Source organism: Streptomyces durocortorensis (assembly GCF_016901035.1).
GTDB lineage: Bacteria > Actinomycetota > Actinomycetes > Streptomycetales > Streptomycetaceae > Streptomyces > Streptomyces durocortorensis.
This window is the reverse complement of the sequence record NZ_JAFEUF010000029.1, coordinates 1-11,362: the sequence shown is the minus strand read 5'-3', so window position 1 is coordinate 11,362 and position 11,362 is coordinate 1. Positions and strand designations below refer to the sequence as shown.

At 71.0% G+C, this 11,362-nt stretch carries 9 protein-coding genes and 2 pseudogenes; 9 read left to right on the top strand and 2 right to left on the bottom strand.

What is annotated here, in order from left to right; translation table 11 throughout:
* From JS521_RS08835 to JS521_RS08825, 3 genes and pseudogenes are all read left to right on the top strand, one after another.
* Positions 1 to 447, top strand: a pseudogene (locus tag JS521_RS08835) (rRNA cytosine-C5-methyltransferase); the annotation flags it as partial.
* Between the two features lie 148 nt (positions 448 to 595).
* On the top strand, positions 596 to 1,279 hold the full coding sequence (rpe, locus tag JS521_RS08830) for a ribulose-phosphate 3-epimerase (protein WP_205082168.1): 684 nt from the start codon (positions 596 to 598) through the stop codon (positions 1,277 to 1,279).
* Positions 1,280 to 1,412: 133 nt separating this feature from the next.
* A complete protein-coding gene (locus tag JS521_RS08825; protein ID WP_205082191.1) occupies positions 1,413 to 2,408 on the top strand; it encodes a sugar-binding transcriptional regulator in 996 nt (331 codons plus the stop codon).
* Positions 2,409 to 2,472: 64 nt separating this feature from the next.
* On the opposite strand, the gene JS521_RS08820 is transcribed toward JS521_RS08825, so the two are convergent.
* On the bottom strand, positions 2,473 to 3,549 hold the full coding sequence (locus JS521_RS08820) for a terpene synthase family protein (RefSeq protein WP_205082167.1): 1,077 nt from the start codon (positions 3,547 to 3,549) through the stop codon (positions 2,473 to 2,475).
* A 310-nt stretch (positions 3,550 to 3,859) separates the two neighbouring features.
* On the opposite strand from JS521_RS08820, the gene JS521_RS08815 reads away from it, so the two are divergent.
* The 5 genes from JS521_RS08815 to JS521_RS08795 all read left to right on the top strand — a co-directional run bounded on the left by JS521_RS08815 (position 3,860) and on the right by JS521_RS08795 (position 10,263).
* Positions 3,860 to 5,326, top strand: a complete 1,467-nt coding sequence (locus tag JS521_RS08815; protein WP_205082166.1) for a GuaB1 family IMP dehydrogenase-related protein — start codon at positions 3,860 to 3,862, stop codon at positions 5,324 to 5,326.
* 165 nt (positions 5,327 to 5,491) lie between these two features.
* On the top strand, positions 5,492 to 6,949 hold the full coding sequence (locus tag JS521_RS08810) for an aldehyde dehydrogenase family protein (RefSeq protein WP_205082165.1): 1,458 nt from the start codon (positions 5,492 to 5,494) through the stop codon (positions 6,947 to 6,949).
* Positions 6,950 to 7,078: 129 nt separating this feature from the next.
* Positions 7,079 to 7,537: an Lrp/AsnC family transcriptional regulator gene (locus tag JS521_RS08805; RefSeq protein ID WP_003970382.1), complete on the top strand. Its 459-nt coding sequence runs from the start codon at positions 7,079 to 7,081 to the stop codon at positions 7,535 to 7,537.
* Positions 7,538 to 7,721: 184 nt separating this feature from the next.
* The gene (locus tag JS521_RS08800; RefSeq protein WP_205082164.1) at positions 7,722 to 8,519 is read left to right on the top strand and encodes a carbon-nitrogen hydrolase family protein; all 798 of its coding nucleotides are present in this window, start codon (positions 7,722 to 7,724) and stop codon (positions 8,517 to 8,519) included.
* 49 nt (positions 8,520 to 8,568) lie between these two features.
* The gene (locus tag JS521_RS08795; protein ID WP_205082163.1) at positions 8,569 to 10,263 is read left to right on the top strand and encodes a flavin monoamine oxidase family protein; all 1,695 of its coding nucleotides are present in this window, start codon (positions 8,569 to 8,571) and stop codon (positions 10,261 to 10,263) included.
* Between the two features lie 42 nt (positions 10,264 to 10,305).
* Here JS521_RS08795 and JS521_RS08790 read toward each other — a convergent pair whose 3' ends face one another.
* Positions 10,306 to 11,016, bottom strand: coding sequence for a DUF5995 family protein (locus JS521_RS08790; RefSeq protein ID WP_205082162.1), 711 nt, complete (start codon positions 11,014 to 11,016; stop codon positions 10,306 to 10,308).
* A 96-nt stretch (positions 11,017 to 11,112) separates the two neighbouring features.
* Here JS521_RS08790 and JS521_RS08785 point away from each other — a divergent pair.
* Positions 11,113 to 11,362 (top strand): annotated as a pseudogene (locus tag JS521_RS08785) (glycoside hydrolase family 6 protein); the annotation flags it as partial.

The window sequence follows — 11,362 nt, the reverse complement described above, 5'->3', positions numbered from 1 at the left end:
ACCCCCGCCCCTTCCCCGGTCACCCCCGCCCCCGGACCCCGCCCGCGGGGGCGCCCCGCCACCTCCGCCCTCATCTTTATGGCCGGCCCCGGCGCCGGCCGGGGCGCGCGGCGCCCCCGCCCGGAGTCCCGCTGGCGGCGTCGCGCCGAGGACCTGGAGGCCTTCGCCCCGCTCCAACGCGGCCTGCTGCGCGAGGCGTTGAAGGCGGTACGGATCGGCGGCGTGGTCGGTTACGCCACCTGCTCGCCGCATCTCGCGGAGACCCGGGTGGTCGTCGAGGACGTGCTCAAGGGGCGCGGCGGCGAGCCGGCGGAGGCGGAGTGGATCGACGCCCGTCCGCTGATGCCGGGGGTCTCCGCCCTGGGGGAGGGCCCCGACGTCCAGCTCTGGCCGCATCTGCACGGCACGGACGCGATGTATCTGGCTCTGCTGCGCCGGACCGGCTGAATATCGCCGCGTCAGCGGGCCTGCCCGTACGGCAAAAGAAAAGTAAAGCGCTGGCAAAATGCGCAGAATGTGCGGACTGTGATGGCCATGTGAGGCTTCGAAGGGCATCGAGGCGAGGAACCGGCCTCAGACGTGGCAGGCTTGGGTCATGGCGCAGATCAACCCCAGCATCCTGTCCGCCGATTTCGCGCGTCTCGCCGAGGAGGCGAAGGCCGTCGAGGGCGCGGACTGGCTCCACGTCGATGTCATGGACAACCACTTCGTGCCCAATCTGACCCTCGGCGTGCCGATCGTCGAGGCGCTCAGCAAGGCCACGGACACCCCGCTGGACTGCCACCTCATGATCGAGGACGCGGACCGCTGGGCCCCGCAGTACGTGGAGGCCGGGGCCGGCTCCGTCACCTTCCACGCGGAGGCCGCGGCGGCTCCGGTGCGCCTCGCGCGGGAGATCCGGGCGAAGGGGGCGCGCGCCTCGATGGCGCTCAAGCCCGCGACGCCCATCGAGCCGTACGAGGACCTGCTCCCCGAGCTGGACATGCTGCTGATCATGACGGTCGAGCCGGGCTTCGGCGGGCAGGCCTTCCTGGACATCATGCTGCCGAAGATCCGCCGTACCCGGGAGCTGATCAGCAAGCACGGCCTCGAACTGTGGCTCCAGGTCGACGGCGGGGTCTCGGCCACCACCATCGAGCGCTGCGCCGAGGCCGGAGCCGACGTCTTCGTGGCCGGATCCGCGGTCTACGGGGCGGCGGACCCGGCGGCGGCGGTGCGGGAGCTGCGGGCCCAGGCGGACGCGGTCACGGCCGTCGCCCCCTGGGCGTGCGGACACTGAACCAAGGGCAGATGAACGCGGTCCGACAGGACCGATCAAGGATCGCCGGATCTGACAGGATGAACGGCGTATCGGGCGTGTGAACAGCAGTGAGGAGATCGCGGTGTCTGGCATCTCGGCGGGTCGGTCAGCCATGCGGATGGGCCCCGCGGAGCTGGTGCAGGCGGCGGCCATGGCCCGCCGGTTCTACCTGGAGGGCAAGTCCAAGATCCAGATCGCCGAGGAGTTCGGCGTGAGCCGCTTCAAGGTGGCCCGGGTCCTGGAGACCGCCCTCGAACGCGATCTCGTACGCATCGAGATCCGGGTACCGGCCGAGCTGGACGCCGAACGCTCCGACGCCCTGCGCGCCCGTTACGGGCTGCGGCACGCGGTGGTCGTGGAGTCCCCGGCCGAGGAACAGGAAGACGCCCCCGACCCGGAGAACCTGGGCGAGGTCGCGGCCGACCTCCTGGGCGAGCTGGTGGCCGAGGGCGATGTGCTCGGCCTGGCCTGGGGCCGCTCCACCATCCACATGGCGGCCGCCCTCGACCGGCTCCCGCCCTGCACGGTCGTCCAGCTGACCGGGGTGTACGACGCGGGCACCGCCGAGCGCGGCTCGGTCGAGGCGGTCCGCCGGGCGGCCCAGGTGTCCGGTGGCGAGGCGCACCCCATCTACGCCCCGATGCTGCTGCCCGACCCCGCGACGGCGGCCGCGCTGCGCGACCAGACCGGGATCGCCCGCGCCTTCGAGTACTTCGACAAGGTGACGGTCGCCGCCGTCTCCATCGGCTCCTGGGAGCCGGGCATCTCCACGGTCCACGACATGCTCTCGGACGCGGAGCGCGCGCATTACGCCTCGCTCGGCGTCGCCGCCGAGATGTCCGCGCACCTCTTCGACTCGGACGGCCGCCGGGTCGGCCGCGACCTGGGGGAGCGCTGCATCACCGTGGAGGCGGACCGCCTGCGCCGGATCCCCGAGGTGGTCGCGATCGCGGGCGGCCAGCGCAAGGCGGCGGCGATCGGCGCGGTGCTCCGCTCCGGCCTGGTCACCAGCCTGGTCACGGACACCGCCGCGGCCGACTACCTGCTCACCGAGTCCGCGGCCGGTGTCCGCCCGGCGCTGGAGCGGGCCGACCCCGACGGGGAGTGACGCCGGCCGGAACGCGCCGAGGGCCGGACACCGCACGCGGGTGTCCGGCCCTCGGTACGTTCGCTCAGCCCGCCGGAGGGGCCTTCGCCGCGCACGGGGCGGGGGCGACCGACTCGGTACGCGCGGGCGGTACGCCCAGCACGGTCTCCTCCAGGTACTCCTCGGGCTCCTCGTACTGCCCCACGTCGGCGGGGTTGTAGCGGGGTGTCTGGCGCGACCAGTCCAGGTTGCCGCGCATCCAGCTCCGCATCCCGTCGAGATAGGGCACCAGCAGCCCGGACAGCTCCGGATACAACTCAAGGAGCTCGTCCTCGGCGGTCAGGAACCGCTCGGTCTCCATGGCAAGGCGCTCCGCGACATGGTCCAGTGCCTGCTGCTCGCCGAAGCCCCGGTGGTGGCGGACCAGGTGGACGAGGTTGTGGATCTCGCCGAGCACCTGCTCCTTCTCGAAGGAGTACACGTCGTTCGCCCAGCAGACGTGGTTGCACGCGGCTTCCAGGGCGGTGATGAAGCGAGGGTCGTTGTGGAGCGACTCCGGGGCCTCGATACCCGCCACGATCTCTATGAGGTCCATGCAGACGTGGATGGCCCCGGTGTGCCGCCGCTTGGCGATGTACGTCTCCTCCGAGGGCACCACGTCCTCGGCGCGGTTGCCCGCCTCCCAGGCGGTGGCGGTCGTGAGGTAGGTGACCAGATGCCAGGCGAACCGGGTCCGCCAGTGCGGGGCCGCGTTCGGCGTCGTACGTTTCCACAGATCGGCCAGGGCGGTCACGGCGGCCGGGACCTCTTCCCCCGGCAGCGGCTCGGGGGCGGAGCCGTCGACCACCGCGCGCATCCGGTCGACGACATCTCTCACCCGGTCGGGTGAACGGCCGAGGTGGCCGTCGTCGAGCTGGTCGTCGACCAGGAAGAGCCAGACGAACCAGTCGGCCACCAGATCGAGGTGTTCCTCGTCGGCCGTCGGGTAGACCATGCCGACGAACGCCCCGAAATCGGCTTGTTCGAATCGGTTCCTCGCGGACTCGCGGTGGACCAGACCCGTCTGTCTGGTCCAGGCGTCCAGATGCCCCCGGGTGTGTCCCACGTGCGGATTGGTCCGCTGCGGGAACGGGCAGTAGATGTCCGGCAGTTCGCTGTCCACAGGCGGATCGGGATCCTCTCCGGTCATACGGTGTGCCCAGGGTTGCCGACGAGCCGGATCGACGCTTCCGACACCCCCGAGACCTGCGGGTTTGAAGCTACCTGACCCCTTGTCACCCGGTCCAGGGATGGTGATCACGAATGATTCGAATCCCGTTCGGGTAGAGTCCGTGGGTAAGGCAGGTTGCACTTGCCCGGGGCCCCCGGCCGCCTCCTCGGAACGCTCTTTGGAGGAACGGACGAAGGCGGGGGTCTTTTGCTGTGTCTTCGTGGAAACGACCTGCACCGTTTCGTATGAAAAAATGAGTGTTATGCGTTTTCTTGAGCCGGGCACCGGTCGCTACACAGAGTCCCCCGCGGTCCCGTACGACCTCACCTACGACGACGTCTTCATGGTCCCGGGCCGCTCGGCGGTCGGTTCCCGCCAGGGCGTGGACCTCTCTTCGCCGGACGGAACCGGCACCACCATTCCGCTCGTGGTCGCCAACATGACCGCCATCGCGGGCCGCCGGATGGCCGAAACCGTCGCCCGCCGCGGTGGCCTCGTGGTCATCCCCCAGGACATCCCGATCGAGGTCGTCACCGACGTCATCTCCTGGGTCAAGACGCGCCACCTCGTCCTCGACACCCCGATCGAGCTGGCCCCGGGCCAGACCGTCGCCGACGCCCTGTCGCTGCTGCCCAAGCGCGCCCACGGTGCGGGTGTCGTCGTCGACGCCGACCGTCGTCCCATCGGCGTCGTCACCGACCACGACCTCACCGGCGTGGACCGCTTCACCCAGCTCTCCGAGGTCATGACCAAGGACCTCGTGCTGCTGGACGCGGACATCGACCCGCGCGACGCCTTCACCAGGCTCGACGGCGCCAACCGCAAGCTCGCCCCCGCGGTCGACGCCGAGGGCCGCCTCGTCGGCATCCTCACCCGCAAGGCCGCCCTGCGCGCCACGCTCTACACCCCCGCCACCGACGCCGGGGGCAAGCTGCGCATCGCGGCCGCTGTGGGCATCAACGGCGACGTGGCCGGCAAGGCCAAGCAGCTCCTGGACGCGGGCGCCGACGTCCTCGTCGTGGACACCGCCCACGGCCACCAGGAATCCATGATCAGCGCGGTGAAGGCCGTGCGGGGCCTCGACCCGCAGGTCCCGATCGTCGCGGGCAACATCGTCGCCGCCGAGGGTGTGCGCGACCTGATCGAGGCGGGCGCGGACATCATCAAGGTCGGCGTCGGCCCCGGCGCCATGTGCACCACCCGGATGATGACCGGCGTCGGCCGCCCGCAGTTCTCCGCCGTCCTGGAGTGCGCGGCCGAGGCGAGGAAGCACGGCAAGCACGTCTGGGCGGACGGCGGCGTCCGGCACCCGCGCGACGTCGCCATGGCGCTCGCCGCCGGTGCGTCCAACGTGATGATCGGCTCCTGGTTCGCGGGGACGTACGAGTCGCCCGGTGACCTCCAGCAGTCCGCCGACGGCCGCTTCTACAAGGAGTCCTTCGGGATGGCCTCGGCCCGCGCCGTCAAGAACCGCACCTCGGACGAGTCCGCGTACGACCGCGCCCGCAAGGCGCTCTTCGAGGAGGGCATCTCCACCTCGCGGATGTTCCTCGACCCGACCCGCCCGGGCGTCGAGGACCTGATCGACTCGATCATCGCGGGCGTCCGCTCCTCCTGCACCTACGCCGGCGCGGGCTCCCTGGCGGAGTTCGCCGAGAAGGCGGTCGTCGGCGTCCAGAGCGCCGCCGGTTACGCCGAGGGCAAGCCGCTGCACGCCAGCTGGAGTTGATCCCGTATTCACCCCAACCCCCCCGCCCTCTCCACTGCTTCGTGCCGGAGGGGGCGGAGGCGTTTCCGGGGCTCGTGAGGTGGCCGGGAGTGCGCTTCAACTCTGTTGAGATATAAGTAATATGAAGCGCACTCAGCTGCCTGCCTCTCTGCGGTAAGGGATCTCATGTCCTTCTTCACTGACCTGGCCCACCAGTACATCGACGGCGAGTGGAGGCCGGGGAAGGGGTCCTGGGACATCATCGACTTCAACCCGTTCGACGGGGAGAAGCTCGCCTCGATCCCGGTCGCCACCGCCGACGAGGTCGACCAGGCCTACCGGGCCGCCGAGCGCGCGCAGCAGGCGTGGGCGGACACCAACCCGTACAGCAGGCGGGCCGTCCTGGAGAAGGCGCTGCACCTCGTCGAGGAGCGCGAGCCGGAGATCGCCGAGGCGATCGTCGCCGAGCTGGGCGGCACCCGGCTGAAGGCCGGATTCGAACTGCACCTGGCCAAGGAGTTCCTCCGCGAGGCGATCCAGCTGGCCCTGCGCCCCGCCGGACAGATCCTCCCCTCGCCGACCGAGGGCAAGGAGAACCGCGTCTACCGCGTGCCGGTCGGGGTCGTCGGCGTGATCAGCCCGTTCAACTTCCCCTTCCTGCTCTCCCTCAAGTCCGTCGCGCCCGCGCTGGCCCTCGGCAACGCCGTCGTCCTCAAGCCGCACCAGAACACCCCGATCTGCGGCGGCACCCTGCTGGCCAAGATCTTCGAGGACGCCGGACTGCCCGCCGGGCTGCTGAACGTCGTGATCACCGACATCGCGGAGATCGGCGACACCCTGCTGGAGCACCCCGTCCCGCAGGTCATCTCCTTCACCGGCTCGGACAAGGTCGGCCGCCACGTCGCCACCGTCTGCGCCCAGAACCTCAAGCAGGCCGTGCTCGAACTCGGCGGCAACAGCGCCCTGATCGTGCTCGACGACGCCGATGTCGACTACGCCGTCGACGCGGCGGTCTTCAGCCGGTACGTCCACCAGGGCCAGGTCTGCATGGCCGCCAACCGCATCCTGGTCGACCGCGCCGTCGAGGCGGAGTTCACCGAGAAGTTCGTCGCCAAGGTCGCATCCCTCACCGTGGGCGACCCCGCCGACCCGGCCACCCAGATCGGCCCGCTGATCAACTCCTCGCAGGCCGAGTCGGTCTCCAAGCTCGTCGACCAGACCGTTGCCGCCGGGGCGACGGCCCTCCTGCACGGCCGCGCCGACGGCAACCTCGTCAGCCCCTCCGTGCTCACCGGCCTCGCCGCCGACTCGCCCGTCCTGCAGCAGGAGATCTTCGGGCCCGTCGCCCTGCTGATCCCCTTCGACGGCGAGGACGAGGCCGTCCGGATCGCCAACGACACCCCGTACGGCCTCAGCGGCGCCGTCCACACCGGCAACATCGAGCGCGGGGTGCGGATCGGGCAGCGCATCCACACCGGCATGATCCACATCAACGACGGCACCGTCCACGACGAGCCGATCGTCCCCTTCGGCGGCGAGAAGAGCTCCGGCCTCGGCCGGCTGAACGGCGACTCGATGATCGAGGCCTTCACCACCCAGAAGTGGATCTCCATCCAGCACGGCCGCTCGCAGTTCCCCTTCTGATCCTCTTCTGACGGCCTGCCCCGCCGCACCGGGCATGCCCAGGGCGGCGGCCCGTGGTCTACTGCGGGAGGCGGCGGCACACGCCGCCACCCCCAAGCCGACCCACCGCAGAGAAGTGACCCGCCCGACGTGCGCCTGAACGACCTCGACGAACGCATCGTCCACGCCCTCGCCGAAGACGCCCGGCGCTCCTACGCCGACATCGGCGCGATCGTCGGCCTCTCCGCCCCCGCCGTGAAACGCCGCGTCGACCGGCTGCGCGCCGAGGGCGCGATCACCGGCTTCACCGTGCGGGTCGACCCGGCGGCGCTCGGCTGGGAGACCGAGGGGTTCATCGAGATCTACTGCAGCCGCAACACCTCTCCGGACGCCATCAAACAGGGCCTCGCCCGCTACCCGGAGATCGCCTCGGCCTCCACGGTGACCGGCGAGGCGGACGCGGTGGTGCAGGTCTTCGCCGCCGACATGCGCCACTTCGAACAGGTCCTGGAGCGCATCGCGGGGGAGCCGTACGTGGAGCGCACGAAGTCGGTGCTGGTGCTCTCGCCGCTGCTGCGCCGGTACTCCGCGGAGGCCCCGCCGGCCTGAAACCGGTGGCGCACATCACCCCGCTGACCTGCGGAGATGCCGGACGCAACGATTCGCCGCCACAGCCCCTTCCAGCGCAACGAATCAACGGTCGACGCGCAACACTCGCGCCTTGTCCGGGCCGATCCGGGCCACGTACCTTCGATACGTCTCCCCACCCCGCCCGCACCGCCCGAGGTCAGCCATGCCGTCGTTGCGCACCGCCCTGCTCCAGAGCTCCGGACGGCCCGGTGCCGTCGCCGAGAACCTGAAGGCGCTGGAGGAGGCCGCCGCCCGGGCCGCCGAGGCGGGGGCCCGCCTGCTGGTGGCACCCGAGCTGTTCCTCACCGGATACGCCATCGGCGACGCCGTCCCCGAGCTGGCCGAGACCGCGGACGGCCCCGGCGCCGAGGCGATCGCCGAGATCGCCGTACGCCACGGCCTCGCCGTCCTCTACGGCTACCCGGAGCGCGACGGGGAGCGGATCTTCAACGCCTCCCAGCTCATCGGCCGCGACGGCGTCCGGCTGGCGAACTACCGCAAGACCCACCTCTTCGGCTGCTTCGAGCAGGAGTGGTTCACACCCGGCGAGCAGACCGTCGTCCAGGCCGACCTGGACGGCATCCGTATCGGCCTGCTGATCTGCTACGACGTCGAGTTCCCGGAGAACGTCCGGGCGCACGCCCTGGCCGGCACCGATCTGCTGCTGGTGCCCACGGCGCAGATGCATCCCTTCCAGTTCGTCGCCGAATCCGTCGTCCCCGTACGGGCCTTCGAGAGCCAGATGTACGTGGCGTACGTCAACAGGGTCGGCCCGGAAGGTGAGTTCGAGTTCGTCGGGCTCAGCTGCCTGGCCGGCCCGGACGGCACCGTCCGCACCCGCGCCGGACGGGGCGAGGAACTCGTCATCGGCGAGGTGGACCCGGAGTTCCTCGCCGCCTCGCGCGCCGCCAACCCGTATCTCGCAGACCGCCGCCCCGGCCTCTACGGCTCCCTCGCCTGAGCCCTCTTCCCTCCCCGAACTTCCGTACCGCGCAAGGAGTCCGTACCCCATGACGTCCACGGTGCCCAACGCCGTCCAGCACACCGACGCGGCCGCCCCGCCGATCACCATGTTCGGGCCGGACTTCCCCTACGCGTACGACGACTTCCTCGCCCACCCGGCGGGACTCGGGCAGATACCGGCGACCGAGCACGGCCAGGAGGTCGCCGTCATCGGCGGCGGGCTCTCCGGGATCATCGCCGCGTACGAGCTGATGAAGATGGGCCTCAAGCCCGTCGTCTACGAGGCCGACCAGATCGGCGGCCGGCTGCGCACGGTCGGCTTCGACGGCTGCGACGGCGACCTCACCGCCGAGATGGGCGCCATGCGCTTCCCGCCGTCCTCCACGGCGCTCCAGCACTACATCGACCTGGTGGGCCTGCAGACCCAGCCCTTCCCCAACCCGCTCTCCCCGGCCACGCCCTCGACCGTCGTCGACCTCAAGGGCGAGTCGCACTACGCCGAGACCATTGACGACCTCCCGCAGGTCTACCGCGACGTGGCCGAGGCCTGGAGCGCCTGTCTGGAGGAGGGCGCCGACTTCTCCGACATGAACCGGGCGCTGCGCGAGCGCGACGTCCCGCGCATCCGGGAGATCTGGTCGCAGCTCGTCGAGCGGCTGGACAACCAGACCTTCTACGGGTTCCTCTGCGAGTCCGAGGCCTTCAAGTCGTTCCGGCACCGTGAGATCTTCGGCCAGGTCGGCTTCGGGACCGGCGGCTGGGACACCGACTTCCCCAACTCCATCCTGGAGATCCTGCGCGTCGTCTACACCGAGGCCGACGACCACCACCGCGGCATCGTCGGCGGCAGCCAGCAGCTCCCGCTGCGCCTGTGGGACCGGGAGCCGCAGAAGATCGTCCACTGGCCGCTCGGCACCTCGCTCTCCTCCCTGCACGACGGCGAGCCGCGCGGAGCCGTGACCCGGCTGACCCGCACTGCGGGCAACCGCATCACGGTCACCGACGCCACCGGCGACATCCGCACGTTCCGGGCCGCGGTCTTCACCGGCCAGTCCTGGCTGCTGCTCTCCAAGATCGACTGCGATGACGCGCTCTTCCCGATCGACCACTGGACGGCGATGGAGCGCACCCACTACATGGAGTCGTCCAAGCTGTTCGTGCCGGTGGACCGCCCGTTCTGGCTGGACAAGGACGAGACCACCGGCCGCGACACGATGTCGATGACGCTCACCGACCGGATGACCCGGGGGACGTACCTCCTGGACGACGGGCCGGACAGGCCCGCCGTCATCTGCCTCTCCTACACCTGGTGCGACGACAGCCTGAAGTGGCTGCCGCTCTCCCCGAAGGAGCGCATGGAGGTCATGCTCAAGTCGCTCGGCGAGATCTACCCGAACGTCGACATCCGCAGCCACATCATCGGCAACCCGGTCACCGTCTCCTGGGAGAACGAGCCCTGGTTCATGGGCGCGTTCAAGGCCAACCTGCCCGGCCACTACCGCTACCAGCGGCGGCTGTTCACCCACTTCATGCAGGACCGGCTGCCCGAGGACAAGCGGGGCATCTTCCTCGCCGGGGACGACATCTCCTGGACGGCCGGCTGGGCCGAGGGCGCCGTGCAGACCGCGCTCAACGCCGTGTGGGGCGTCATGCACCAGTTCGGCGGGGCGACGGACGGCACCAACCCCGGCCCCGGCGACGTCTTCGACGAGATCGCGCCGGTGGAGCTTCCGGAGGACTGATCCGGGACGGCCGGGCGCGGGGGTGGGGAGCCGACGCGGGTGTCAGCGGCAGGGGGTGAGCAGGAGCCGCCCCACCAAACCCGCGCCCGCGTCGGTCCGCTGCCGGAACTCCTCGGCCAGCGAAGGGAATCCGCGCAGCCGCCAGAGCACCCGGGCCGCCGACCAGGCCGCCTCGCGCGCCCGCTCCAGGCTCCAGGAACTCACCAGATGGGTCAGCGGATCCGCGATCTCCAGGAGGTCCGGTCCCGGCATCAGCTCGTCGTGGATCCGCTCCTCCAGCAACACGAGGAGATCGCCCACGCGCTCGAACTCCCCTTCCAGGTCCGGCGGATCGCAGCCGAGCGTACGACAGGTGTCCACCACCGCCAGGACCAGGTCGTGGCCCACGTGCGCCTGGAGACCGCTGAGCGCGAACTGCAGCGGTCGTACGCCGGGATGGCGGCGGTACGGGAGCAACGGACGCCAGCACTCCGGCGGCCGGCCGGCCGCCGTCGCCGTCTCCACGGCCGCCAGATAGCGCTCGGCGCAGCGCACGCCCAGCAGGGCGGCGCCCTCCCGGTCGTCGACCCCGCCCCTGCCGAGGCCCGGGCCGGCCCGCTCGACGACCTCCAGATAGGCCGCGTTGAAGACGGCCACCCCGTCGCCGGACGGCCACCGGGAACGCAATTCCCGCATACGTTCGATCACTCGGGAGTCGCCTGTCGGCAACGCGGCGGCACCGGGCGGGACTTCGGACTGCTCGATCTGCGTCATGCGCGGAGCGTCCCAGCCATAGGCTCGCCACGGCGCCGACCGGTCCGAGGTTCATCGGAACGGGCGAACAACGGTGCCGGAAAAGGGGATCGAGGAGTGCCGGGCACCCGCGTACGACGCCGCACCGCTCACCGCGAACGCCGCCGCGCGGCCCGCCGGCACGCCCTGCTCGCCGTCGCCTCGGCGGTGGTGGCGATCGGAGCCGCGGCCGGGCTGATCGACGCGGGCCACGAGGACGGGCGCACCACGGCCCGCCCCGAACCGACGCCCCCGCCGGTCCTCCAGCCGTTCCCGGCCGTGCCCACGACGCGTACGCCCCCGACGCCTACGGCCACCCCGCCCTCGG